Genomic DNA, 23,248 nt, shown 5'->3' on the forward strand with positions numbered 1-23,248 from the left:
GCGAGCCAGGCAGTTCCGCGTGGCGCGCTCCTCTTCGAGCCCGCAACAAGTGCGGGTTCGACGTTCCGTCAAGGAGACGAAACAAAAATGGCTATTGGCACCGTCAAGTGGTTCAACGCTGACAAGGGCTTCGGCTTCATCACCCCGGACGGCGGCGGCGCCGACGTCTTCGCCCACTTCTCGGCGATCCAGTCCTCCGGCTACCGGAGCCTGGACGAGAACCAGCGGGTCGAGTTCGAGGTGACCCAGGGCCAGAAGGGCCCGCAGGCGGAGAACATCCGCCCGCTCTGATCTTCGGATCTTCCAGGTAACACCCACCGCGCCCTCCGGGCGCGGTGACGGGACCGGTCCGCCGCACCGTCGACCTGCGTGAGCAGGCGGCGAACGGCGGCGGGCCGGGGCCCGTACCCCTTTCGGTTCGTGCTTGTGAGTCACCCGCGGCCTGGTCCGCCGGTGACAGCGCCGCCTCCGGCGCCCTCCCTCGACACGTGCCGCGTCGAGGAAGGCTTCCGCATGACCACTGTCGTACCGTCGTTCGCCCATACCGGGCTGGCCCCGGCGCTGCTCGCCGAGCTGGCCGCCCAGGGCATCACCGAGCCGTTCCCGATCCAGTCGGCGACGCTGCCGGACTCGCTCGCCGGCCGGGACGTGCTCGGCCGGGGCCGCACCGGCTCCGGCAAGACGCTCGCCTTCGGGCTTCCCCTGCTGTCCCGCACCGCCGGCCGCCGGGCCCGCCCGGGACGGCCGCTGGCCCTGGTGCTGGTGCCGACCCGGGAGCTGGCCCAGCAGGTCACCACCGCGCTCGACCCGTACGCCCGGGCCGTCGGCCTGCGCTGCGCGACCGTCGTCGGCGGCCTGTCGCTGCAACGCCAGGCGGACGCCCTGCGCGCGGGCGCCGAGCTGGTCGTGGCCACCCCCGGGCGGCTGCACGACCTCATCAACCGCGGCGACGCCCGGCTGGACCAGGTCGCGATCACCGTGCTCGACGAGGCCGACCAGATGGCCGACATGGGCTTCCTGCCGCAGGTGACGAAGCTGCTGGAGCAGGTCGCCCCGGACGGGCAGCGGATGCTCTTCTCGGCCACCCTGGACGGCGGCGTGGACAAGTTGGTCCGTCGCTTCCTCACCGACCCGGTCTCGCACTCGGTCGACCCGGGCACCGCCACGGTGACCGCGATGACCCACCACGTGCTGCACGTCGACGCGGTGGACAAGCCGGCCGCGCTGACCTGGATCGCCGCCCGCGAGGGCCGCACCATCCTGTTCATGGGCACCAAGCACCGCGCCGACCGGGTCGCCCGCCAACTGTTGGCCAAGGGCGTACGCGCTGCCGCGCTGCACGGCGGCAAGTCGCAGCCGCAGCGCACCCGGATCCTGGAGCAGTTCCGCACGGGGCAGGTGACCGCGCTGGTCGCCACCGACGTGGCGGCCCGGGGCATCCACGTCGACGGGCTGGACCTGGTGGTCAACGTGGACCCGCCCACCGAGGCGAAGGACTACCTGCACCGCGGTGGGCGTACCGCCCGGGCGGGGGAGTCGGGCACGGTGGTCACCCTGGTCCTGCCGGAGCAGCGCCGGGACGTGTCCCGGCTGATGAGCACTGCCGGCATCCGCCCCGAGTCCGTCCAGGTGCGCCCCGGCGACGAGGCACTGGCCCGGGTGACCGGCGCCCGTGAGCCGTCCGGGGTGCCGGTGACGATCGCGCCGCCCCCGCCGCAGGCCGCCTCCTCGACGTCGGCCGCCGGACGCTCGGGTGGCCGGGCCGGCGACGGTGGGCGTGGCGGCGAGGGTGGTCGGGCTCCGCACCGCGCCTCGGGACGGCCCCGCCGCCCGCGGCGGCCCCGGACGCCCCGCGCCTCCTGACGCCCGCCCTCCCTCGGTCCGGCCCCGGTCGCTCTCGGGCGTGGGCAGGCACCAGTAACGGACCGGTCGTGCCGGTCCGTGAACACCCGTTCCAGACCGGCGTCGGCTGAGTCGGGAATCAGCGGACGTTACGTCCGATCGGCGACTGTTCCGGTGGCCGGTGGTGGTGGAAGCTGGGGGCCGGGGGGAACGACCCGGGCGGGACCGCCCGGCGCGGGAGGGGTGATCATGGCGGGCGACGTCGGCACGGGCGCGGTGCGTGAACTGCTGCTGGTGCTCGCGGTCGCGCTCGCCGGGCTGCTGCTCGCCATGGTCGCGGTCTTCACGCCGTGGCACGCCACCCCGGACGGGGCCGCGCCGGCCGCTCCGGTCGAGCTGCACAGCCCGACCGGGGGGCCGACCACCATCGCCGGCTGAGTCACGGCCATCGCGGTGAGCCACCGCCGTCGCCCTGGGCCGCGCCGTCGCCCTGCGTCATTGCCGTCGCTCTGGGCCGCCGCCGTCGCCGGCTGAGCCACCACCGTCCGAGCGCTGCGGCGGGGCCGCCGCCGGGGGCGACGGTCAGCGGGTGGGGGCCTGCCGCGTGTCGACCGCCGGGTGCTCCGTGCCCAGCAGGTCGGCGAGGGTGGTCCGGTCGACCACCAGGGCGACCGCGCCGTGCACGGCCAGCCAGACGTCCCGGAGGCCGGTCGCCGCGCCCCGGTAGCCGGCCTGTTCGGCCGGCAGCCCGCGGACCGTCGTCAGCGATCCGCCGACCGCGCGGAGCACGTCGCCGACGCTGATCTCGGCCGCGGGGCGGGCGAGGGTGTACCCGCCGTCCGTGCCGCGGTGGCTGTGCAGCAGGCCTGCCCGGCGCAGGTCGACCAGGATGCCCTGGAGGAAGCTCAGCGGGATGTCCTGGCGGCCGGCCAGGGCCGCGGCCTTGACCAGCCCGCCGCCGCCGACCGGGTCGGCGGCGGCGACGGCGAGCATGGCCTGGAGTGCGTAGTCGCTGCGCGCGGAGACGTACACGTCACTGACCGGCCTGGTCCAGTACGCCCCAGCGGCGCCGGATCGCCTTGTCGGCCGCCCCGAACGCGGCGTCGACCACCAGACCCAGGACCAGGATCACGATCATGGTGGAGATCAACCAGGGCGAGTCCGACAGCTCCCGGGAGTAGGTCAGCTGAGCGCCCAGCGAGGTCTGCGAGATGCCGACCACGATCAGCTCGCCGGCCATCAGGCTGCGCCAGGAGAACGCCCAGCCCTGCTTGAGGCCGGCCACGATGGCCGGCAGCGCGGCGGGCGCGATGACGTACCGGTACAGGTTCAGCCCCCGGGCGCCGAGGTTGCGGCCGGCGCGCAGCAGCAGCGGCGGCACGTAGTCCACGCCGGCGATCACGCCGTTGGCGATGGACGGGGCGGCGCCGAGCACCACCACGAAGAAGATCGCCTTCTCGCTCAGCTCGAAGAGCAGGATCGCCAGCGGGAACCAGGCGATCGAGGGCATGGTCTGCAGTGCCGTGATCATCGAGCCGATCGCCGCCCGCAGGATCCGCGACCGGGCCACCGCGAGGCCGACCAGCAGGCCCACGGCGACCGAGAAGAGGTAGCCGACCGCCGCCCGGCGCAGCGTGGTGGCGAGTCCGTCCCAGAGCTGGACGCCGCTGACCTGCCGGAGCAGCTCCTGCCCCACGGCGGCCGGGCCGGGCAACGCGTACTCGGGCTTCCAGCCGGTCCAGACCACGACCTGCCAGGCGCCGACGGCGATGCTGAGCGCGGCCAGCTTCGGCCAGGTCGCGGCCCAGAGCCGGGCGGCCCGCGGCCGGCTCTGCTCCCGGCCGGCCAGCTCCAGGGCGTCCAGCCCCGAGATCTCCGCGTCGGTACGCGGGACGGCGGCGAGGGTGTCACCGGCCATGGCGGCCCACCTCCGTACGCAGGCGGTCGGTGACCTCGGCGGCGACCGCGGCGACCTCGGGGGAGTCGATGCGTCGCGGCCGGGGCACGTCGACCGCGGTGGACCAGATGATCCGGCCGGGCCGGCTGGAGAGCAGGATGATCCGGTCGGCGAGCCGGGCCGCCTCCCGGACGTTGTGCGTCACGAAGAGCACGGTGAGCCGCCGCTCGGTCCAAATCCGTTCCAGCTCGTCGTGCAGGATGTCGCGGGTCATCGCGTCCAGCGCGCCGAACGGCTCGTCCATCAGCAGCACCGGCGTGTCCAGGGCGAGGGTGCGGGCCAGCGCCACCCGCTGGCGCATGCCGCCGGAGAGCTCGTGGGGGCGCTTGCGGCCGAAGTCGGCCAGGTGCACCGTGCCCAGCAGCTCGGCGACCCGTTCCCGGCGCGCGGCCCGGGGCAGCCCGCGCAGCTTGAGCGGCACCTCGACGTTGCCCTCGACGGTCAGCCAGGGGAAGAGGGCCGGCTCCTGGAACATCAGCCCCGGCTCGACCCCCTCGCCGAGGGCGATCCGCCCGCCGCTGGGCCGGTCCAGGCCGGCCACGAGGTTGAGCAGCGTGCTCTTGCCGCAGCCGGAGGCCCCGACCAGGCAGACGAACTCGCCGGGCGCGACGTCGAGGGAGACCCCGTCCAGGGCGAGGACGGCGTTCGCCCCGCGCCCGTACACCTTGGTGACGCCGTGCAGCGCGACCGAGCCGGTCGCGCTGCGGGGCGCCGTCGTCGTCGACGTCATGGTTGGACGACCTCGGCCTTGCCCTGGCCCTTGAGCACCTCGTTGAGGTACGTCAGGTCGTAGAGCCCGTCGAGGCTGACCGGCTGGGTCAGCCCGACCGCGACGGCGTGGTCGAGCCCGGTCTTCAGCGAGGAGGCGATGGGGTCGTTGGTGAACTCCAGCGTCGGCCAGGCCTGCTTGATCAGCTTGAGGTCCAGCGGCTTGCCGCTGATCTTGCCGATGTGGTCGGAGATGGCCTGCTGCGCCTCGTCGGGCTTGCCGTTGACGAACTCGTTCGCCGCCACCTGCCCCTCGACCAGCTTCTTCACCACGTCGGGGTGGGCCTTGAGGAACTTGGTGCTGACGATCAGGTTGGTGATCACGAACTTGCCGTCCGGCCAGAGGTCGCGCTCGTCGACGAGCACCTTGCCGCCCGCGTTGACCAGCCGGGAGACGAACGGCTCGGGCACCCAGGCGCCGTCGATCGCCCCGCTGCCGAACGTCTCCACCGTCTGGGCGTTCTCCTGCGGGATGATCTTGACGTCGCCGCCGCCCTCCTTGGTCGTCGTGAGGCCCTTCTCCTTGAGCCAGTGGCGGATCGCCACGTCCTGCGTGTTGCCCAGCTGCGGGGTGGCGATCTTCTTGCCCCGCAGTTGCTCGACCGACGTGATCTCGGGCTTCACCACGAGCGCGACGCCGCCGGAGGCCGCGCCGGAGACGACCCGGACCGCCTCGCCCTTGGACTTCGAGAAGGCGTTCACGGTGGGGTTCGGGCCGATGTACGTGGCGTCGAGCGCGCCGGAGAAGATCGCCTCGATCGCGGCGGGGCCGGCGTTGAAGGTCTTCGTCTCCAGCGTGACGCCGGTGCCGAGCTTCTCGGCGAAGATGCCCTTCTCCACGCCGACCACCGCCGGCGCGTGGGTGATGTTGGGGAAGTAGCCGAGCCGCAGGGTCACCGGGCCGGAGCCGCCACCCGCGCTCTCGCTGTCGTCGCCGCAGGCGGCGGTGCCCAGGGTCGCCGTGCCGACGACGGCGAGGGTGGCCAGGGAGACCAGCCGACGCAAGGGGAGCCGTCTCATCGTCCATCCAATCCGCAGTATTCCTACTTAGTTGGTAGGAAGAATGGGTCAGGCGGTGAGCTGGCGTCAAGGGTCAACCGCATGACGGGACTGGCGTCTCATCAAAGACGGCAATCTCTACCTATTGGATGGGTTTCGCGGCGTCCGGGACCGGCGTCGCCGCCGGCCGCCGAGACCGGCGGGCGCGCCGGTTGGTACGCCGGCCGCGGCGGCTGGCCGAAGGTCGGCGATGGCGCGGGTGTCGACGCGCTAGGGTCGATCCCGTGGCGGCGCGGAGATCGAGAATTCCAGCGACGAAGTACCCGGTCGAGCGGTTCACCCTCGACAACGGCCTGCGGGTGGTCCTGACCCCCGACCGCAGCGCCCCGGTGATCGGGGTGGCGGTGGTCTACGACGTCGGCATCCGCTCGGAACCGGAGGGGCGCACCGGCTTCGCCCACCTCTTCGAGCACCTGATGTTCCAGGGCTCGGAGAACCTGGAGAAGCTGGCCCACTTCCGGCACGTGCAGGGGGCGGGCGGCACCTTCAACGGCTCGACCCACCTCGACTACACCGACTACTTCGAGACGCTGCCGAGCAACGCCCTGGAGCGGGCGCTGTTCCTGGAGGCCGACCGGATGCGCGGCCCGCGGCTGACCGAGGAGAACCTGCGCAACCAGGTCGACGTGGTCAAGGAGGAGATCCGGGTCAACGTGCTCAACCGGCCGTACGGGGGCTTCCCCTGGCTGACCCTGCCGCCGGTCATGTTCGACACCTTCCCGAACGCGCACGACGGCTACGGCTCCTTCGTCGACCTGGAGTCGGCCACCGTCGCCGACGCCGCCGACTTCTTCCGCCGCTACTACGCCAGCGGCAACGCGGTGCTGGCCGTCAGCGGCGACATCGACGTCGCCGAGGCGACGGCGCTGGTCGAGCGGCACTTCGGCGACGTGCCGGCCCGGCCCGCGCCGGAGCGGCCCGACTTCGCCGAGCCCGACCTGACCGCGGAGCGGCGCACCTCGTGCACCGACAGGCTGGCCCCGCTGCCGGCGGTGGCCGGCGCCTGGCGGGTGCCCGACCCGGTCACCGACTTCGCCGGCTACCTGCCGTACGTCGTGCTGGCCGAGGTGCTCACCGACGGCGACGCCTCCCGGCTGGTGGAGCGGCTGGTGCAGCGGGACCGGGCGGTGACCAGCCTCGGCGGTTACCTCGGCTTCATGGGCGACCCGTTCGACGTGCGGGACCCGACGGCGCTGCTGCTCCAGGCGCACCTCCCACCCGGCGGGGACGTGGACAAGGTGCTGCGCACCATCGACGAGGAGCTGGACCGGCTGGCCACCGACGGTCTGACGGAGGGTGAGCTGGCCCGCACCCAGGCCCGGATGGCGACCCACCTGCTGCGCGACACCGACGCGGTGCTCGGCCGGGCGCTGCGGATGGCCGTCCTGGAGCAGCAGCGCGGCGAGCCGGGGCTGCTCAACGACCTGCCCCGGCTCGTGGGCGAGGTCACCGACGAGCAGGTCCGGGCCGCCGCGGCCACCCTGCGGCCCGAGCGCCGTGCGTCCATCGAGGTCATCGCCGGAGGTGCCCGGTGAGCGCGAGGAGTGAGCCGGGTTTGCGAGCCCCGCAGTCGCGAACGAAGGCGGGTCCGGTGAGCGCGAGGAGTGAGCCGGGTTTGCGAGCCCCGCAGTCGCGAACGGAGGAGGGCCGATGACGGTAACCGCACCGGCCGGGCCGCGGGAGCTGCCGCCGCTCGGCCCGAACCGCAGGCTCAAGCTGCCGAAGCAGGCCGAGCGCACGCTGGGCAACGGGCTGACCGTGATCGCCGTACGCCGGCCGGCGGTGCCCCTGGTCGAGCTGCGGCTCTGGATGCCCTTCGGCCGCAGCCACCTCGCCCGGGGCGCGATGCTCGCCCAGACCCTGCTCTCCGGCACCGAGGGCATGTCCAGCGTGCAGATCGCCGCCGAGCTGCAGAAGGTCGGCGGCGGGCTGTCCGCCGGGATCGACCCGGACCGGCTGATGCTCTCCGGCGCCGGCCTGGTCACCGGACTGGACCGGATGCTGGAGATCCTCGCCGACGTGCTCACCGGCGCGACCTACCCGAACGAGGACGTGGCGACCGAGCGGGACCGGCTGGTCGACCGGATCCAGGTCGCGCAGAGCCAGCCCTCGCACCTGGCCCGCACCGCCCTGCTCAAGCGGGTCTACGGCAGCCACCCGTACGCGGTGCAGACCCCGGACCCGGAGGCGGTCCGCGCGGTCCGGCCGGGGGTGTTGCGCACCCTGCACGCCCAGCGGGTGCATCCCGCCGACGCGGTGCTGGTGCTGGTCGGCGACGTGCAGCCGGAGCGGGCGCTGGACGCCGCCGAGAAGGCCCTGTCGGGGTGGAACGGCGCCGGGCACACCGCCGACCTGCCGCCCGCCCCGCCGCTGGAGCCCGGGCCGCTGCTGCTGGTCGACCGGCCGGGGTCGGTGCAGTCCTCACTGCGCATCGCGCTGCCGGCGGTGCCCCGCACCCATCCCGACCACGCCGCGCTGCAACTGGCCAACCTGCTCTTCGGCGGCTACTTCTCCTCCCGCTGGGTGGAGAACATCCGCGAGGACAAGGGCTACACCTACGGCCCCCACTCGCTCGTCGAGCACTCGGTGGCCGGGTCGGTGCTGGTCGCCGCCGCCGAGGTGGCCACCGAGGTCACCGGGCCGGCGTTGCTGGAGACGACGTACGAGCTGGGCCGGCTGGCCAGCCTCCCGCCCCGCGAGGACGAGCTGGAACAGGCCCGCCAGTACGCGCTCGGCACCCTCCAGCTCGGCATGTCCACCCAGGCCGGGCTGGCCTCGTTGACCAGCGCGTACGCCGGCAACGGGCTGCGGCTGGAGTTCCTGGCCGAGCACGCCGCCCGGCTGGCGAAGGCCACCGTGGCCGACGTGGCGGAGGCGGCGGCCCGCTACCTCGCCCCGGCCCGTGCGGTGACCGTGGTGCTCGGCGACGCCGAGCGGATCGCACCGCAGCTCGCCGCGCTGACCCCGGTCGTCACCGAGCCGGCGCGGCCGTGAGCGGGGAGCCCACGCCGCCGCTGGCCCGCTCCACCCTGGACCGGGCGGCGCACCGGCGCACGGACCCGGGATGGCTGGCGCAGGCGTGGGCCAGGGCGCGGGTGCTGGTGCTCGACTCCGGCGACGAGGGCCGGGCGCTCGTGCGCACCGACACGTCGCCGCCGGCGTTGGTGCTGCTGGACGCGGCCGACCTGCCGCCGGCGGCGTCCCCGATGTTCCTCGGCGTCGAGCCCGACGGCGTGCCGGTCTTCGCCGTGGACGCCCCGCTGCCGGCGGTGCCCGGGGCCCGGCCGGCGCACCTGCGCGAGGTCGGTCACCTGCTGGTCGACCGGGACGCCGGGCTGTTCACCACCGCGCTGGCGCTGGTCAACTGGCACCTGCGGCACCGTTACTCGTCGGCCACCGGGCATCCGACGGAGGTGGACGAGGCCGGCTGGTCCCGCGTCGACCGGGCCGGGGAGCGGATCTGGCCGCGTACCGACCCGGCGATGATCGTGCTCGTGCACGACGGCGTGCCGGGGCCGGGCGGGCGGTGTCTGCTCGGCAACAACGCCACCTGGCCGCAGACCCCCGGCGAGCGCCGTTTCTCCTGCCTCGCGGGCTACGTCGAGCCGGGGGAGTCGGCCGAGGCCGCCGTGCTGCGTGAGGTCCGTGAGGAGGTCGGCGTCCCGGTCGAGGACATCGCGTACGCGGGCAGCCAGGCGTGGCCGTTTCCCGGCTCGCTGATGCTGGGCTTCCTCGCCACGGCCGACCCTGAGCACCCGGTGCGGCTCGACCCGGCGGAGATCGCGTACGCCCGGTGGTTCACCCGCGCCGAGATCGGGGCGGCCCTGGCGGGGCGGCCGGTGGAGGTGGGCGGCGCCCGACTGGTCCTGCCGCCGCGGTCGTCCATCGCACTGTTCCTGATCCACCGCTGGCTCGACGGCCACTGCTGAACCGGCACCTGCTAGGCCGGGCCGGTGACCGCGCGGACGTGCGGTCCCGGCCCGTGGCCGCCGTTGCCGCGACGGTCACGGGCCGGGAACACGGGCCGTCGTGGTCGGCTGGGCAAGGAACGCGGCGGGGGAGCCGGTCGGCCACGACGGACGTCTCGGGCCGGGTCAGCTACCCCGGTCGCTTCGGGTTCGCCAGCCGAGGGCCGGCTCGTCGAGCGGGAGCACCTTGACCCGCTGTTTCCCGGAGCGGACCGCGCCCACCGTGGACAGGGCCCGGGCCAGCAGCAGCGCGGCGTCCCGGTCCTCGGCGTGCACGATCTGTCGGCGTGGTTCGGGCGTGGTGGTCTCGTCCCGCAGGCGGCCACCGCACGCCCAGGTGGCGGCGATGTCCACGTCGGCTGCGGCGCGGATGTCGGTGCGAACGATCAGGAAACGCATGTGGGTCTCCGGATGAACCGCGACGGTGGGGAACGGGTGGAAGTTCCACGTCACACTCTGTCGCCATGCTACGCCCCGCACACGTCTCAGCAAGTGAAACCCGACGATCGGTGCGGAGCCTCGTCCGATCAGCGGATGCCTGGTCAACGCGGACGCGGGCCGGAGACGCGGCGGGGCCGCCGGCATCGTGCCGGCGGCCCCGCGACGGTCGGCGGATCAGTTCAGATCGAACTGTCCGTTCTTGGCACCGGCGATGAAGCCCAGCCAGCCCGCCCGGTTGAACAGCAGCACCGGGCCGCCCTGGTCCTTGCTGTCCCGCAGGGCCACCGCGGCCGGCCCCGTCCCCAGTGGCGCGACCTCGACGCAGTTCGAGGTCTGGCTGCGCGTGCTCTTGCGCCACGGGGCGTCGGCGAGCCGCGCGCGGACGGACGGCGTGTTGCGGATCTCGTTCATGGTCTCACTCCTGAGGTGAACTGCACCGATGGAACGAGTGGCGTCGCACGACCCGACGGTGGTCCCCCGTGATCACCGTTCCGTCAGGCGCCCTGAGTGCCGGCGGCGCTGGGTCGGCGCCGTTGCCGACCCGTACGCCACCGTGGACGCGGTCGCCGTGCCGGGCAGCCGCCCCGTCGCCTCGATCAGCCAGGAGAGGGTGTCCGATGCGGAGAGTGCCGCCGTGCATAACCACTCGAACACCACTTTATAGCGATTTAGCGCGTTTACCTCGGTCGACATGACGTCGGTGAACCCCCCTTCGATGGCCAGCGTCTCCGGATCGAGGGGGTCCGCGAACCGGTAGACGGAGAACGCCGTCGGCGGGAGGTACCAGTTGTCGATCTGGGTGTCGCGGGGCAGCACGTGCAGCGTGATGTTCGGCAGCATCGCCAGCTCGCAGAGCTGCCCCAACTGCTCGCGCAGCACCTCGGGCGGCGCGGTCCGGACGCCGAGCGCCGCCTCCTCCAGCACCGCCGTGTAGCGGGGCGCGTCGGACGTGCGGGTCAGCAGCGACTGGCGGGCCAGCCGGGCCCGCACCTCGGTGTCGACGTCCTCCCCGGCCTCCGGGTCGCCCGCCTCCTCGTCGACCTGGCGGGCCGAGGCGATCCGCACCGACGCGTAGCCCGGCGTCTGGAGCAGGCCCGGGACCAGGACCGGGTTGTACTCGGAGATCTCCGCGCAGCCCGCCTCCAGCTCGGCGAAGCTGCGCTGCTGCTGGGTCATCACCGGGTAGTTCTTCAGCCAACCGCGTATGTCGCCGGCCTCCTGGGTGATGCCGAGGAGTTCCTCGCGCAGCGCTCGCTCGGCGCCGTAGAGGTCGAGCAGGACGCGGACGTCGTCGGGATCCGGACGGCTGCGGCCGTTCTCCAGGCGGGACAACTTGGACGCGGAGGCCCAGCCGATCCGCTCGATGACCTGGTCCCCGGTGAGACCGCTGGCCTCGCGCAACCGGCGCAGTTCGGTGCCCAACCTGCGGCGGCGCAGGATCGGGCTGGGTGAGGCAGGAGGCACGACGTCCTCTTTTCCGTGGACCGCCGCAGACGCGACGGTAACTGTATGAAATTCGCCCCCCACGGTCAGTATGGACGGCGCAACCCCCGCCGGAGGTCCCGGCGGGGGCGTGTCTCGCAGAAAAGAGGACCGTGGAAGGGCGTGGCGGCCGGTACGACGCCGTCCCGACCCGACCGTGGGACTCCCGACCGCGCCGAGGCGCGCACCACCCCGCCGGAGGGACCCCATGCGCACCGTCCTGCGCCGCCCGGATTTCCGCCTGCTCTTCGCCGGCCTGCTCGCCAGCATGGCCGCCGAGTCGATCCTGCTGCTCGCCCTCGCCATCTGGGTGAAGGACCTGACAGGGTCGGACGGGCTGGCCGGAGCCACCATCTTCGCGGTCATCGCGCCGATGACACTGGCCCCGCTGGTCGGGTGGTTCGTCGACCGCTACCCGCGCCGCCCGTTCTTCGTGGCGGCGAACCTGGTGACGGCGGTGCTGCTCACCCCGCTGTTAGCCGTCCGCGACCGGGCCGACGTGTGGATCATCTACGCGGTGGCGGCCCTGTACGGCCTGTCGTACATCACACTCAGCGCCGCGCTCAGCGGCCTGATCCGGCAGCTCGTGCCGCTGGACCTGCTGGCCGAGGCCAACGGCGTGCTCCAGACCGTACGCCAGGGGCTGCGGCTGATCGGCCCGCTGGCCGGCGCCGGCCTCTACGCCGCCGTCGGCGGGTGGATGCTGGCGGCCATCGGGATGGTCGGGTTCCTGTCCGCGGCAGCCGTGGTCGGGGCGCTGCGGACGACGGAGTCGCCGCCCGCCGGGTCCGGCACGCGCTGGCTCGCTGAGGTGGGCGCCGGGCTGCGGCACCTCGCCCGGGAGCCGGCGCTGCGCCGGGCGCTGTTCGGCTACGGGCTGGGCTCGCTGGCGATGGGTTTCAGCGAGTCGCTGATCTTCGCGTACGTCGACCGGGGTCTCGGCCGGGACGCCGCGTTCGTCGGCGTGCTGGTCACCGTGCAGGGGATCGGCGGGCTGGTCGGCGGGCTGCTCTCCCCGGCGGTGGTGCGCCGGGCGGGCGAGGTGGGCACGCTGGCCGCCGGGGTGGCGTTCTTCGGGCCGGCCTCGCTGGCGCTGACGTACCCGAACCTCTGGCTCGGCTTCGTCGCGGTGCTGCTGGCCGGGGTGTCGTTGCCGCTGACCATGGTCGGCCTGCACACGCTCATCCAGCGACGCACCCCGCCCGGGCTGCTCGGCCGGGTCGCCGCGGCCTCGGAGGCCGTGGTGAGCGGCCCGCAGGCGTTCTCCATCGGCGCCGGGGCGCTGCTCGTCGGGGCGCTGGACTACCGCCTGCTCTTCGCCCTGATCGGCCTGGCCACCCTGCTCGCCGGCGGCTACCTCTGGCACGGCCGCACCCTCAGCCCCCCGCCGGTGGCCCGGATCCCCGCCCCGCGCCGCCCGGTCGACCGGCCCGGCCCCGCCGAGGGGCTCACCCCGGCCGACCGGCCCGGCCCCGCCGAGGGGCTCGCCCCGGCCGACCGGCTCGTCCCCGCAGGGCAGGAGGCCGTCGGCACGAGTCGCCCGCGTCGGGGCCGGTGACGGCTCCCGGCGGGGTCGGCCCCGCACCCGTCCGCCCGGGCCGCCGGGCCGCCGGGCGGCCGGACGCGACGAGCGGCCGACCCGTCCGGGCCGGCCGCTCGTCGGGTGGTGCGCCAGGTCAGGCGGACAGGCCGGCCAGGTGCTGCTTGACCTGCGTGATCGAGGGGTTGGTCAGGGCGCTGCCGTCGGCGAAGCGCAGCGTCGGGACGGTCTGGTTGCCGCCGTTCACGCTCATCACGAAATCCGCGGCCTTCGGGTCCTGCTCGATGTCGACCACCTCGTACCCGATGCCCTCCCGGTCGAGCTGCGACTTCAGCCGGTGGCAGTAGCCGCACCAGGGGGTGGAATACAGCGTCAGCATGGTCAGATCCTCCAACGGTCCGCCCGGCGGCTTGCCGATCAAGCCCAGGCTAACCGCTGCAACGCCCGGCGGAGCTGAGACAATTCCTCGCTGTGGTGGTTCACTCAGCGTCCGAACGCGTGCTCGCCGGTCTGGATCCGGAGCAGCGGTCGGCGGTGACCGCCCCCGCCGGCCCCGTCTGCATCCTGGCCGGCGCCGGCACCGGCAAGACCCGGGCCGTCACCTCCCGGATCGCCCACCGGGCGTTGTCCGGGGAGATCTCGGCCCGGCACGTGCTGGCGGTGACCTTCACCGCCCGGGCCGCCGCCGAGATGCGGAGCCGGCTCGCCGTGCTCGGCGTGCCGGGGGTGCAGGCGCGGACCTTCCACGCGGCGGCGCTGCGCCAGGTGCGCTACTTCGCACCCCGGCTGCTGGAGGGGCGGGCCATGCCCGAGCTGCTGGACAGCAAGGTCCGGCTGGTCACCCTCGCCGCGGCCAAGGCCGGCCTGCGCGCCGACCGGGCGGCGGCCCGGGACCTGGCCGGTGAGATCGAGTGGGCCAAGTCGTCGCTGGTGGAGCCGGCGGAGTACGTCGTCGCGGCGGCCAAGGCGCTGCGGGACACCCCGCACGAGCCGGCGAAGGTCGCCGACGTCTTCGCCGCGTACGAGCGCCTCAAGCGGTCCAACGGCGTGATCGACTTCGAGGACATGCTGCGTGCCGCGGTCTGGGGGATCGAGGAGCACCGGGACGTCGCCGAGCAGGTCCGCGCCCAGTACCGGCACTTCGTGGTCGACGAGTACCAGGACGTCAACCCGCTCCAGCAGCGGCTGCTGGAGGCGTGGCTGGGCGGCCGGGACGACCTGACCGTGGTCGGCGACGCCAGCCAGACGATCTACTCGTTCACCGGGGCCACGTCGTCCTACCTGGTCGACTTCCCGCGCCGGTACCGCGGGGCGACGGTGGTCCGGCTGGTCCGCGACTACCGCTCCACCCCGCAGGTCGTGGGGCTGGCCAACGCGGTGATCTCGCAGGCGCGGGGCGCCGAGGCGCGGCTGCGGCTGGAGCTGGTCGGCCAGCGCCCGCCCGGCCCCGAACCGGAGCTGCGGATCTTCACCGACGAGCCGGCCGAGGCCAACGCGGTCGCCGCCCGCTGCCGCGCGCTGGTCGACGCCGGCACCCCGGCCAAGGAGATCGCCGTGCTGTTCCGGACCAACGCGCAGTCCGAGGCGTACGAGAAGGCGCTGACCGAGGCGCGGGTGCCGTACGTGGTGCAGGGGGCCGAGCGGTTCTTCGAGCGGGCCGAGGTACGGCAGGCGATGGTCGCGCTGCGGGCCGCCACCCGCGCGATCCCGGGGGAGACCCCGCTGCCGGCCGCCGTGGTCGAGGCGCTCGCGGCGGTCGGCTGGGCCCCCGACGCCGCCCCGGCCGGTGGCGCCGCCCGCGAGCGGTGGGAGGCGCTCGCCGCGCTGGTCCAGCTCGCCGAGGAGTACGCGGCCACCCCGGAGGTGCTGCCGATCGGGCCGGCCGCCTCCGTCGAGCGCCCGGTCAGCCTGGCCGACTTCAACGACGAGCTGGCCCGGCGGGCCGCCGCCCAGCACGTGCCGACCGTCGACGGGGTGACCCTGGCCTCGCTGCACTCGGCGAAGGGGCTGGAGTGGGATGCGGTCTTCCTGGTCGGCCTCTCCGAGGGCACCCTGCCGACCACGTACGCCAAGACCGTCGAGCAGGTCGAGGAGGAGCGCCGGCTGCTCTACGTCGGCATCACGCGGGCGCGGGAGTGGCTGTGGCTGTCGTACGCCTCGGCCCGTTCGCCGGGCGGGCGGGCCCGGCGGCCGTCGCGGTTCCTGCCACAGCTGGACCGCTCGGGCGGCGCGGAGCGGGCCGGCGCCGGCCCGGGGCGGCGGCCGGAGCGGCGACGGACCCAGATCGTGTCCTGCCGGATCTGCGGCGCCACCCTGCTCGCCGGGCCGGACCGCAAGCTCGGCCGTTGCCCCACCTGCCCCTCCGACATCGACGACGAGCTGCACGAACGGCTGCGCGAGTGGCGCCAGCGGGTGGCCGGCGGGCAGCGGGTTCCGGCCTATGTGGTCTTCACCGACGCCACACTGGTCGCGCTGGCCGAGCGGCGTCCCGCCCGGGCGGAGGAACTGATCGCGATCGCCGGCATCGGGCCGCGCAAGCTCGGCCTCTACGGGGAGGCGGTGCTGGCGCTGGTGGCGGGCGCGGCGGTCGACGACGTCTGCCCGGAGAAAAACTTCGAAATCTCGTCGTAAATTCGTTTGCCCTCGCCCCCGGGCGAGGAATAGCCTCATGGCACACCTCGCGAGCGGCGCCATTCGGGCTGCTCATGAGGGGTCGAGACCGTGTCGGCACGAGAGAACGTCAGGGAGGTGGCACCAATGGAGATCTTCTACACCAACGAGCGTCCGGCGGCGCTGCCCGCTGCCGTCGTTCCGCTGTCGGCTGTCCGGGTGGCCCTCGCCGCTCCGCGACCGTCGGTTCCGCAGGTGCACCAGGTCGAGGCTCAGGCCGAGCTGATCCTCGCCCCCGCGCCGACCGGAATCCAGGGGACCAGTGGCTTCACGGGCAAGGGCGTCGATGTCGCCAACAAGCGCATGGACGTCCGCGGAGTTCCACCTCGAGGTAGACCAGTCTGATTCATCAGACGACCGGCTCACCTCGAGGCCGCGGAACCCGCTACCGGGATCCGCGGCCTCAGTTTTTTGCCCGCCAAGTACGTCGGAAGTGCGATCCACGAGATCGAAAACGAGAGAGAGGTGACCGGGCGATGAGTCTGGCGTTGGCCCCGCTCGACGTGAGCGTCGAGGTGGAGGCGAACCTGCCCTGCCGGAAGTTCGACCCCGACCTGTGGTTCTCCGACTCGCCCGCCGAGCTCGAGCTGGCCAAGTCGCTCTGCGGGGACTGCCCGCTGCGCGTCGAGTGCCTGGCCGGCGCGGTGGAGCGGGCCGAGCCCTGGGGCGTCTGGGGCGGCGAGATCTTCGAGCGTGGCGCGGTCGTCCCGCGCAAGCGGCCCCGTGGTCGCCCGCGCAAGGAGGACCTCGCCCGCGACGCGGCGCTCCGGGTCGAGGCCGAGGCGCGGCTGGCGGCCAGTGGGCTGTCCGAGTCGCGTAACGCGGTCCGGCTGGCGGCCTGACATGAACCCGATCCGTCCCACCCACGCCGGTCTCGCACCGGCGACGAGAGAGCTGACCACCATGCTGAACGTTCTTAACGGAGTCGCCGAAATGCAACTACTTCACGAAGCGTTGTCCCGGGCTCGAATGCGCCGGCCTCAGGCCGGTCGTACCACCACGAGCACTGAGGCAACCCGTTCCGCCCGTACCGTCGCCATGAGTAGCCGCAACCGATCGGCTCGCGACCTGGGCGTTCTCTAGATCCACACTGATGCCCGAGGGGCGGTGGCCGGTTCGGCCACCGCCCCTCGGCGTGTTTCGTGCGTCGTCCTCCGGCGCCTGTCGCGCGTTGTCGCGTCGCGGGGCCGGTCAGGGGACCGGGGCGAAGCCCGGCAGCCAGCGCTCCAGGATGCCCCGGTAGGGCGCCTTGGCCTCCAACTGGCAGAGCACGCCGATCGACCCGAGCGTCACCCGGTGGATGAGCAGGTACGACGGCGGCAGGTTGAGCTGCCGGCTCAGTTGGTACGCGGGGGAGCGGGGGCTGGCCAGCCGGGTCGCCTCGGCGCGCAGCCAGGCCCGGCTGAACCGGAATTCCTCGGCGGCGATGGGCTCCAGCATCGGGCGGAGGAAGTCGAGCACCGCCTGGGCGTCGATCTCCTCGGTGGAGGCGATGAAGCCCTCGGAGCGCAGGCCCGCCACCACCTCGTCGGCGTTGCCCCGCAGGGCCAACGCGGCGATCCGGCCGATCGGCTCGGGAGTGCCCTCCGGCATCCGGGCCACCGCGCCGAAGTCGATCACGCCGAGCCGGCCGTCCGGCAGCAGCCGGAAGTTGCCCGGGTGCGGGTCGGCGTGCAGCAGCCCGGCCCGCTGCGGCGCGGACAGGTGCAGGATGGCCATCAGCCGGCCGGCCTCGTCGCGCTGCTCCTCGGTGCCCTCGCGGATGATGTTCGCCAGCGGGGTGCCCTCGACCCACTCGGTGACCAGGACCCGGGGCGACGCGGAGACCACCGCCGGGATGTAGATCTCCGGGTCGTCGGCGTACGCGGCGGCGAAGGCGCGCTGCGACTCGGCCTCCAGCTCGTAGTCGAGTTCCTCGGTGATCCGTTCCCGCAGCTCGACCAGGAGCGGCTTGACGTCCAGCCCGGGCTGGATCGCCCGGAACATCCCGCCCAGCCGGGAGAGCTGCTTGAGGTCGGTGAGCAGGGCGTCGCCCGCGCCCGGGTACTGGATCTTCACGGCGACCTCGCGGCTGTGCGGCGCGCCCGACGGGCCGTAGCCCGGCTCCCGCCACACCGCCCGGTGCACCTGGCCGATGCTGGCCGCGGCGGCCGGCGCGTCGTCGAACTCCACGAACCGGTCCCGCCAGTCCGGGCCGAGCTGCTCGGTGAGCACCTTGTGCACGCTGGCCGCCGGCAGTGGCGGCGCGGCCTCCTGGAGCTTGGTCAGCGCCTGCCGGTAGGGGGCGGCGATCTCCTCGGGCAGGGCGGCCTCGAAGACCGACAGCGCCTGGCCGAACTTCATGGCACCGCCCTTGAGCTGCCCCAGCACGCTGAACAGCTGCTCGGCGGTGCGCTGCTGGATCTCGGCGGAGATCACGTCGGAGGCGAGGCCGGTGACGCGCTTACCCATGCCCAGGACGGTCCGACCGGCGAAGCCGAGCGGCAGAGCGGCGAGCTTGGCGGTCCGGGACACGGCCCGGCGCGGGATGTCGGTCACCCGGTCATTGTTACCGACTCAGGGGGCCTGCGGCTGCTCTGCCGCCGGGCTGGGTGGCTGGACCCCGCCCTTCGCGGGCCGCCGGCCGGGCCCGGGGGCCCGGCGGACGGCCGTCGCCGCGTCCCCGCGCGGGTCACCATCGGCCGGCCCGGCCCACTTGCGGTGGTCACCGGCGTCCGCCGGGGCGGCCCACTTGCGGTGGTCACCGGCGTCCGCCGGGGCGGCCCACTTGCGGCGGTCACCGGCGTCCGGCGGGGCGGCCCACCGGTGGTGGTCACCGGCGTCCCCGCGCGCAGCCGCAGGAGGGGTGCGGGGGCCACACCCGGCGGCGGAACCGGCCGGGCCCGGGGATCTCCACCGCGCAGCCGAGCGTCTCCGGGGCGCTCCCGTCGAGCTGGGCGAGCGCCTCCGCCGCCGCGTACGCCCCGGCCGCGAGGAGCGTCGCGGCGGCGCACGCCTGCTCCGCGCCGCCGGCGAGCTGGGCGGCGAGCGCCGGCCAGTCCGGGTCGAGGTCCGTCCGGTGCAGGTCGAGGCAGTTCAGGCAGGGGCCGGCGGGCGGGCGGACGAGCGGGCCGACCACGGGCACGCCCTCCCGGAGGGCGACCAGCAGGTGCGGCTGGCGGCGCCGGGCGTGCGCGGCGGCGAGCAGGGCGGCCGGGCGGTCCGCGCCGAGCAGGACGACCAGGTCGGCCCGACCGGGCCGGAGCGGACCCGTGCCCGTGCCCGGGGCGGCGCGCTCGACGGCGTCGCGTACCGCCGGGGCCAGCGGACGGCCGATCGCGGCGGCCGGGATCCCGGTGCCGACCAGGTCCGCCGGGCGGACCGGGCCGGTCAGGTCCGGGTGCACGTGCCCGACTCCGGCCTGGGCCAGGGCGAGGGCGATCGGGGCGCCGAGGCGGCCGGCTCCGCTGACCACGACCCGGGCGGCCAGCCGGCGGCGCAGCACCTGGGCGGGCGTGCCGGGCAGCCGGGCGGCGACCAGCGCCAGCGCCCCGGCCTCGGCGGCGAGCCGGGCCCGGGACGGGCCGGCCAGGTCCCTCGGCAGCAGCGTGTGCGCGGGTACGACCAGGCCCGCGGCCCGCAGGGCGTCGAGCAGGGTGCGGGCCGCGTCGGGCGCCACCTCGGCGGTGACGGCCTGCTCCAGCACCAGCCGCTCGCTGCGGGTGCCGTCGAGCAGGTCGAGCAGCCGGGCCGCCCGGGGATCGGCGATCTCCAGCAGGACGGCGCGGCCCGGCTCGACGCCGAGCTGGAGGGTGTGCCGGTCCCGCCAGAGGCGGGTGAGGCCGGGCAGCAGCGTGGGGCGGGGGAGCGGGGCTCGACGCATGACAACGAATCGTGACCGCGTCCGTGCTGTCCGTCGATCGTTGTCCACAGGTGCGCGGGTCTCTGTCCAGCGCTGCCCACAGGACTTCCCGCGATATCCACAACCGGCCGGTAACCATGTCGGTGAGCCGACAGTGGCGACGGGTGGGGGAGCGCGACCGGCGCGCGACCGGCGCCGGCCGGGTCGTTCGGCCGGGTCGTTCGGGTGGTGGCCGCGACCCGGACCAGGTGCGGGGACGCCGGAGGGGGCGGCCGGCGGCCACCCCCTCCGAAGCACCCGTACGGGTCAGACCTTCGCCTTGCCCAGGATGCGGTTCACTGTTGTGCCGCACACCGGACACTTGCCCTTGGCCATGTTCATCCCGGTCTTCGAGACCTCGACGCGTCCCTCGAAGTCCCGCTTCTCCTTGCACTTGACGCAGTAACCGTTGTAGGTCTGGGCCTGGTCGGCCACGGTGCCCTCCTCGTCTCGTCCGCCGGCCGATGCCGTCCCGGCGGGTTGCCCGGCGGCGGGCCACGCGGGCGCCGGCGCTGGGTCGTTCTCCCGCAGCCACCGTCGTGACCGCTGGTGCGCGGACCCTACCCAGGTCTGGGCGGTTCCATGTCAGCTGTGCTTCGCCACTGTGAGCAAGTCGACGTCGAGAGTGTGCATGGCGAATTACGTCTGATAAGTCAGTTTGGCGGGGACACGCCGACCGAACCCGGTCGAATGCCCCGTGCGGGGGCCCCGAGCTGCGCCCCGCCGGGTGATCACCTACGGTTGTGGTGCGTCGGCGCCCGCCCGTCGTCGGTCGCCACGAAGGGTGACGACGGCGATTCTCGGCCACCCGTTCAAAGTTTTTTCGGGACTCTGCCGACCAATCATCATTTTCCGGGCGCGTGTCGTCGTGTTGACTCTTGCGGACCCCTGGTCAGTACGCATTAGCTTTCCTTCGTGGCAGGAATCCGAGGCTGCGCGGTCTGCTGATGGCAGGGGCGCGCAAGCCGGTCGTCGAGGTACGGCGCAGCCAGCGCCGGCGACGGACGGTGTCCGCGTACCGCGACGGTGAGCGTGTCGTCGTCCTCATTCCGGACCAGTTCTCCCGGGCCGAGGAGAGCGAGTGGGTCGACCGGATGCTCGCCCGGCTGGCCGCCCGGGAGGGGCGCCTCGCCCGGTCCGACGCCGAGCTGCTCGCCCGGGCCACCCGACTGATCAGGCTCTATCTGGCCGACCACGGCACGCAGGCGGTGCCGACGAGCGTCCGCTGGGTGACCAACCAGAACGGCCGCTGGGGGTCCTGCACCCCCGCCGACGGCACCATCCGCATCTCGCACCGTGTCCAGGACATGCCGGACTGGGTGATCGACTACGTGCTCCTGCACGAGCTCGCGCACCTCATCGTGCCCAGCCACAACGCCCGGTTCTGGGCGCTCGTCGCGCGCTACCCGAAGACCGAGCGGGCGCGCGGCTATCTGGAGGGCGTCGCCGCGGTCGCCGGCGCCCCGCTGGCCGACTGACACCCGCCGCCCGCGCCGTCGCCGGCCTGCCGGCGCCGGGCCGACCTACTCTGCCGCGCGTCGGTACCCCGTCGGCCGGCTTCCGTGCCTCCGCATCCCGCGCCTTCGCTCGTCCCGGGGCGGCGGGCTAGGGTCGCGGGGTGGCCCGACGTGTGGTGGTGGCGTTGCTCGGACCGGTGACCTGGTCGCCGCCCGGCATCGACCCGGTGGACTGGCGGGCCGCGCTCGCCGAGGACGTGGTCGACCTGTTCGCCACGCTCAACGAGGTCGAGACGGCGGTCGCCGTCACGCCGGAGGATCGCTGGCTGGCCGACGCGGTGGTCTGGCCGGACACGGCCGTCCACGAGGTGCCCGAGCCGACCCCGAACGCCGTCTTCGCCGCCCTCGCCGGCACCGGGTACGACCAGGTGGCGGTGGTCGCCGGGGACGCCCCCGACGTGCCGGGCCTGACGATCGGCAAGCTGCTCCGCCCGCTCACCACCCGACCGGTGGCGGTCGCGCCGGTCGAGGGCGACGGACCGGGGCTGCTCGGCGTGGCCGTGCGGCTGCCCGTGCCGGCGTGGCTGCCGCCGCTGGACCTGGACACCGCGCGGCCCGCGGCCGTGCGCGCGGCGGCGCCGCGCCCCGGCGACCTGGCGGTCACCCCGGCGTGGCGTCGCCTGCGCGGACCGGCCGACCTGGCCTTCCTCGACCCGGCCGTGGAGGGCTGGGAGACCACCCGCGCCCTGCTCTCCGGCACCGGTCGGCCCTGCTGACGGCACCGCGAGGGGGGCGCTGACCGGGCGTGCCGCCCGACCCGGGCAGGTCGGGCGGCACCCGTCGGTGGCCACGGGTCAGGGGCGGGCGTCGCCGCCCTCGGTGTCGTCCGGGCGCTGCTCCGGCTCGCCCGGGGCCTTCTCCTCCGGGCCGCCCGGCGCGCTGAAGTCGAAGCTCTCCAGCTCGCTGAGGTCGAACTGGGCCATCGCGAAGGCCACCGGGTCGGCGAAGTCGGCGTCCGAGGGGAGCAGGTCGGGGTGGCCCCAGAGGGCGTCCCGGCCGGCGATGCCCCGGTGCTCGGTGAGCGCCGCCCAGAGCGCCGCCGCCTCGCGCAGCCGGCGTGGACGCAGTTCCAGGCCGACGAGGGCCGCGAAGGTCTGCTCGGCCGGGCCACCGGCCGCCCGGCGCCGGCGGAACGCCTCGCCCAGGCTGACCACGCTGGGCAGCCGGCCGCCGGCCGCGCTGTCCACCACGTGGCAGACCCACCCCTCCACCAGGGCCAGGGCGGTCTCCAGCCGGGCCAGGGAGGCCTTCTGCGCCGGGCTGTCCTCCGGGGTGAAGATGCCCTCCAGCGCGATCGCCTGCATCGACTCCGGGTCGGTCGGGTCGACCCGGCCCATCGCCTCCTCGATCGCCTCCCGGTTGACCCGGATGCCCGCGGCGTACATCTCCACGGCGCTGAGCACGTGCCCGCGCAGCCACGGCACGTGCTGGAAGAGCCGCTGGTGGGCGGCCTCGCGCAGGGCCACGTAGAGGCGGACCTCGTCCTCCGGCAGCTCCAGGCCCTCGCCGTACGCCCGGATGTTGGCGGGGATCAACGCGGCCGTGCCGGCCGGGCCGAGCGGCAGCCCGATGTCGCCGGCGGAGAGCACCTCCGCGGCGAGCGAGCCGAGCGCCTGGCCGAGCTGGCCGCCGAAGAGCGCGCCGCCGAGGGTGGCGACCATGGACTGCATCGGGCCGAGCTGGGCGCGCGCCTCCGGCGGCACCAGGTCGCCCATCGCGCCGACCATCCGGCTGGCCACCGGGTCGCAGAGCTTGCGCCAGACGTCGAGGGTCTTGAAGATCCACTCGTTGCGGTTCCAGGCCACCGAGGTCTGGATGCCCGAGGGCAGGGCGGACGCCGGCTCCAGCCACAGGTCGGCGAGCCGCAGCGCCTCCTCCACCGCGTTGCGCTCGTAGGGCGAGACCGCCGGGTCACCGGCGGCGGCGAGCTGGCTGGCGGCCACCTGCCGGGCCAGGTCCCAGTTGACCGGCCCGCTGCCCGACGCGGAGAGCAGGTGCTGCAACTGCGACATGAACTGCTGCATCTGCGCGGGATCGTTGGGGTCTGGTGGTTGCCCACCCGGGAGCGCGAAACCGAACGGAATATCAGGCACGACGTCTACGGTACGCGCGCCGCGCCCCAGG

The 23,248-nt window shown here is 74.2% G+C and carries 24 protein-coding genes; 12 read left to right on the forward strand and 12 right to left on the reverse strand.

Features of this window, described 5'->3' with window-relative positions; translation table 11 throughout:
- Nucleotides 1-87: 87 nt before the first annotated feature.
- From ACGFZ2_RS06345 to ACGFZ2_RS06355, 3 genes are all read left to right on the forward strand, one after another.
- Complete coding sequence (locus ACGFZ2_RS06345) at nt 88-291, forward strand: cold-shock protein (RefSeq protein ID WP_007464836.1); 204 nt, start codon at nt 88-90, stop codon at nt 289-291.
- Nucleotides 292-513: 222 nt separating this feature from the next.
- Entirely contained in the window at nt 514-1,863 is a 1,350-nt protein-coding gene (locus ACGFZ2_RS06350) for a DEAD/DEAH box helicase (RefSeq protein ID WP_393450772.1), read from the forward strand.
- A 228-nt stretch (nt 1,864-2,091) separates the two neighbouring features.
- A complete protein-coding gene (locus tag ACGFZ2_RS06355) occupies nt 2,092-2,280 on the forward strand; it encodes a hypothetical protein (protein ID WP_357455658.1) in 189 nt (62 codons plus the stop codon).
- A gap of 144 nt (nt 2,281-2,424) precedes the next feature.
- Here the strand turns inward: ACGFZ2_RS06355 and ACGFZ2_RS06360 are convergent, their stop codons facing one another.
- Genes ACGFZ2_RS06360 through ACGFZ2_RS06375 form a run of 4 tightly spaced genes read right to left on the reverse strand, consistent with a single transcriptional unit; the run spans nt 2,425 to nt 5,587 of the window.
- On the reverse strand, nt 2,425-2,874 hold the full coding sequence (locus ACGFZ2_RS06360) for an RrF2 family transcriptional regulator (RefSeq protein WP_393261318.1): 450 nt from the start codon (nt 2,872-2,874) through the stop codon (nt 2,425-2,427).
- Between the two features lies 1 nt (nt 2,875).
- Nucleotides 2,876-3,760: an ABC transporter permease gene (locus ACGFZ2_RS06365; protein ID WP_393261316.1), complete on the reverse strand. Its 885-nt coding sequence runs from the start codon at nt 3,758-3,760 to the stop codon at nt 2,876-2,878.
- Nucleotides 3,750-4,529 carry an ABC transporter ATP-binding protein gene (locus tag ACGFZ2_RS06370; RefSeq protein ID WP_393261313.1) on the reverse strand — a complete coding sequence of 260 codons (780 nt, stop codon included), beginning with the start codon at nt 4,527-4,529 and terminating at the stop codon, nt 3,750-3,752. Before ACGFZ2_RS06370 ends, ACGFZ2_RS06365 begins: the two co-directional genes overlap by 11 nt.
- The gene (locus ACGFZ2_RS06375) at nt 4,526-5,587 is read right to left on the reverse strand and encodes an ABC transporter substrate-binding protein (RefSeq protein ID WP_393450775.1); all 1,062 of its coding nucleotides are present in this window, start codon (nt 5,585-5,587) and stop codon (nt 4,526-4,528) included. Before ACGFZ2_RS06375 ends, ACGFZ2_RS06370 begins: the two co-directional genes overlap by 4 nt.
- A gap of 263 nt (nt 5,588-5,850) precedes the next feature.
- Here ACGFZ2_RS06375 and ACGFZ2_RS06380 point away from each other — a divergent pair, with 263 nt between their 5' ends.
- The 3 genes from ACGFZ2_RS06380 to nudC all read left to right on the forward strand — a co-directional run bounded on the left by ACGFZ2_RS06380 (nt 5,851) and on the right by nudC (nt 9,555).
- The gene (locus ACGFZ2_RS06380) at nt 5,851-7,161 is read left to right on the forward strand and encodes a M16 family metallopeptidase (RefSeq protein WP_393450778.1); all 1,311 of its coding nucleotides are present in this window, start codon (nt 5,851-5,853) and stop codon (nt 7,159-7,161) included.
- A gap of 115 nt (nt 7,162-7,276) precedes the next feature.
- Nucleotides 7,277-8,620, forward strand: coding sequence for a M16 family metallopeptidase (locus tag ACGFZ2_RS06385; protein ID WP_393450781.1), 1,344 nt, complete (start codon nt 7,277-7,279; stop codon nt 8,618-8,620).
- Nucleotides 8,617-9,555, forward strand: coding sequence for an NAD(+) diphosphatase (nudC, locus tag ACGFZ2_RS06390; protein WP_393450784.1), 939 nt, complete (start codon nt 8,617-8,619; stop codon nt 9,553-9,555). Before ACGFZ2_RS06385 ends, nudC begins: the two co-directional genes overlap by 4 nt.
- 165 nt (nt 9,556-9,720) lie before the next feature.
- On the opposite strand, the gene ACGFZ2_RS06395 is transcribed toward nudC, so the two are convergent.
- From ACGFZ2_RS06395 to ACGFZ2_RS06405, 3 genes are all read right to left on the reverse strand, one after another.
- On the reverse strand, nt 9,721-9,993 hold the full coding sequence (locus ACGFZ2_RS06395) for a hypothetical protein (RefSeq protein ID WP_393450787.1): 273 nt from the start codon (nt 9,991-9,993) through the stop codon (nt 9,721-9,723).
- Between the two features lie 216 nt (nt 9,994-10,209).
- On the reverse strand, nt 10,210-10,446 hold the full coding sequence (locus tag ACGFZ2_RS06400) for a DUF397 domain-containing protein (RefSeq protein WP_350682274.1): 237 nt from the start codon (nt 10,444-10,446) through the stop codon (nt 10,210-10,212).
- Nucleotides 10,447-10,518: 72 nt separating this feature from the next.
- A complete protein-coding gene (locus ACGFZ2_RS06405) occupies nt 10,519-11,499 on the reverse strand; it encodes a helix-turn-helix domain-containing protein (protein WP_393261301.1) in 981 nt (326 codons plus the stop codon).
- A 226-nt stretch (nt 11,500-11,725) separates the two neighbouring features.
- On the opposite strand from ACGFZ2_RS06405, the gene ACGFZ2_RS06410 reads away from it, so the two are divergent.
- Complete coding sequence (locus ACGFZ2_RS06410; protein ID WP_393450790.1) at nt 11,726-13,075, forward strand: MFS transporter; 1,350 nt, start codon at nt 11,726-11,728, stop codon at nt 13,073-13,075.
- Nucleotides 13,076-13,193: 118 nt separating this feature from the next.
- On the opposite strand, the gene ACGFZ2_RS06415 is transcribed toward ACGFZ2_RS06410, so the two are convergent.
- Nucleotides 13,194-13,436 carry a mycoredoxin gene (locus ACGFZ2_RS06415; RefSeq protein ID WP_393261298.1) on the reverse strand — a complete coding sequence of 81 codons (243 nt, stop codon included), beginning with the start codon at nt 13,434-13,436 and terminating at the stop codon, nt 13,194-13,196.
- Nucleotides 13,437-13,528: 92 nt separating this feature from the next.
- Here ACGFZ2_RS06415 and ACGFZ2_RS06420 point away from each other — a divergent pair, with 92 nt between their 5' ends.
- From ACGFZ2_RS06420 to ACGFZ2_RS06430, 3 genes are all read left to right on the forward strand, one after another.
- Entirely contained in the window at nt 13,529-15,688 is a 2,160-nt protein-coding gene (locus tag ACGFZ2_RS06420) for an ATP-dependent DNA helicase UvrD2 (protein ID WP_393261296.1), read from the forward strand.
- Nucleotides 15,689-15,814: 126 nt separating this feature from the next.
- Nucleotides 15,815-16,072: a hypothetical protein gene (locus tag ACGFZ2_RS06425; protein WP_393450793.1), complete on the forward strand. Its 258-nt coding sequence runs from the start codon at nt 15,815-15,817 to the stop codon at nt 16,070-16,072.
- Between the two features lie 131 nt (nt 16,073-16,203).
- Nucleotides 16,204-16,569: a WhiB family transcriptional regulator gene (locus tag ACGFZ2_RS06430; RefSeq protein WP_350682265.1), complete on the forward strand. Its 366-nt coding sequence runs from the start codon at nt 16,204-16,206 to the stop codon at nt 16,567-16,569.
- Nucleotides 16,570-16,918: 349 nt separating this feature from the next.
- Here the strand turns inward: ACGFZ2_RS06430 and ACGFZ2_RS06435 are convergent, their stop codons facing one another.
- The 3 genes from ACGFZ2_RS06435 to ACGFZ2_RS06445 form a co-directional block, all read right to left on the reverse strand.
- Nucleotides 16,919-18,265, reverse strand: a complete 1,347-nt coding sequence (locus tag ACGFZ2_RS06435; protein WP_393261291.1) for an ABC1 kinase family protein — start codon at nt 18,263-18,265, stop codon at nt 16,919-16,921.
- Nucleotides 18,266-18,539: 274 nt separating this feature from the next.
- Nucleotides 18,540-19,589 carry a hypothetical protein gene (locus tag ACGFZ2_RS06440; RefSeq protein WP_393261289.1) on the reverse strand — a complete coding sequence of 350 codons (1,050 nt, stop codon included), beginning with the start codon at nt 19,587-19,589 and terminating at the stop codon, nt 18,540-18,542.
- Between the two features lie 285 nt (nt 19,590-19,874).
- A complete protein-coding gene (locus tag ACGFZ2_RS06445) occupies nt 19,875-20,042 on the reverse strand; it encodes a DUF5679 domain-containing protein (protein ID WP_012014940.1) in 168 nt (55 codons plus the stop codon).
- A 512-nt stretch (nt 20,043-20,554) separates the two neighbouring features.
- On the opposite strand from ACGFZ2_RS06445, the gene ACGFZ2_RS06450 reads away from it, so the two are divergent.
- Entirely contained in the window at nt 20,555-21,085 is a 531-nt protein-coding gene (locus tag ACGFZ2_RS06450; RefSeq protein WP_393261286.1) for a M48 family metallopeptidase, read from the forward strand.
- Between the two features lie 140 nt (nt 21,086-21,225).
- Nucleotides 21,226-21,840, forward strand: a complete 615-nt coding sequence (locus tag ACGFZ2_RS06455; protein WP_393261284.1) for a hypothetical protein — start codon at nt 21,226-21,228, stop codon at nt 21,838-21,840.
- 78 nt (nt 21,841-21,918) lie between these two features.
- On the opposite strand, the gene ACGFZ2_RS06460 is transcribed toward ACGFZ2_RS06455, so the two are convergent.
- The gene (locus ACGFZ2_RS06460; protein WP_350703824.1) at nt 21,919-23,217 is read right to left on the reverse strand and encodes a zinc-dependent metalloprotease; all 1,299 of its coding nucleotides are present in this window, start codon (nt 23,215-23,217) and stop codon (nt 21,919-21,921) included.
- Nucleotides 23,218-23,248 lie beyond the last annotated feature (31 nt).

The sequence above is a fragment of the Micromonospora sp. NPDC048063 genome, assembly GCF_043202855.1.
In the GTDB taxonomy this organism is placed as follows: domain Bacteria; phylum Actinomycetota; class Actinomycetes; order Mycobacteriales; family Micromonosporaceae; genus Micromonospora.

Coding starts and splice junctions, on each gene's coding strand:
- ACGFZ2_RS06345 (WP_007464836.1), top strand. CDS start 88: ATGGCTATTGGCACCGTCAAGTGGTTCAACGCTGACAAGGGCTTCGGC.
- ACGFZ2_RS06355 (WP_357455658.1), top strand. CDS start 2,092: ATGGCGGGCGACGTCGGCACGGGCGCGGTGCGTGAACTGCTGCTGGTG.
- ACGFZ2_RS06370 (WP_393261313.1), bottom strand. CDS start 4,529: ATGACGTCGACGACGACGGCGCCCCGCAGCGCGACCGGCTCGGTCGCG.
- ACGFZ2_RS06375 (WP_393450775.1), bottom strand. CDS start 5,587: ATGAGACGGCTCCCCTTGCGTCGGCTGGTCTCCCTGGCCACCCTCGCC.
- ACGFZ2_RS06365 (WP_393261316.1), bottom strand. CDS start 3,760: ATGGCCGGTGACACCCTCGCCGCCGTCCCGCGTACCGACGCGGAGATC.
- ACGFZ2_RS06385 (WP_393450781.1), top strand. CDS start 7,277: ATGACGGTAACCGCACCGGCCGGGCCGCGGGAGCTGCCGCCGCTCGGC.
- ACGFZ2_RS06440 (WP_393261289.1), bottom strand. CDS start 19,589: ATGCGTCGAGCCCCGCTCCCCCGCCCCACGCTGCTGCCCGGCCTCACC.
- ACGFZ2_RS06450 (WP_393261286.1), top strand. CDS start 20,555: ATGGCAGGGGCGCGCAAGCCGGTCGTCGAGGTACGGCGCAGCCAGCGC.
- ACGFZ2_RS06350 (WP_393450772.1), top strand. CDS start 514: ATGACCACTGTCGTACCGTCGTTCGCCCATACCGGGCTGGCCCCGGCG.
- ACGFZ2_RS06430 (WP_350682265.1), top strand. CDS start 16,204: ATGAGTCTGGCGTTGGCCCCGCTCGACGTGAGCGTCGAGGTGGAGGCG.
- ACGFZ2_RS06425 (WP_393450793.1), top strand. CDS start 15,815: ATGGAGATCTTCTACACCAACGAGCGTCCGGCGGCGCTGCCCGCTGCC.
- ACGFZ2_RS06415 (WP_393261298.1), bottom strand. CDS start 13,436: ATGCTGACGCTGTATTCCACCCCCTGGTGCGGCTACTGCCACCGGCTG.
- ACGFZ2_RS06395 (WP_393450787.1), bottom strand. CDS start 9,993: ATGCGTTTCCTGATCGTTCGCACCGACATCCGCGCCGCAGCCGACGTG.
- ACGFZ2_RS06410 (WP_393450790.1), top strand. CDS start 11,726: ATGCGCACCGTCCTGCGCCGCCCGGATTTCCGCCTGCTCTTCGCCGGC.
- ACGFZ2_RS06400 (WP_350682274.1), bottom strand. CDS start 10,446: ATGAACGAGATCCGCAACACGCCGTCCGTCCGCGCGCGGCTCGCCGAC.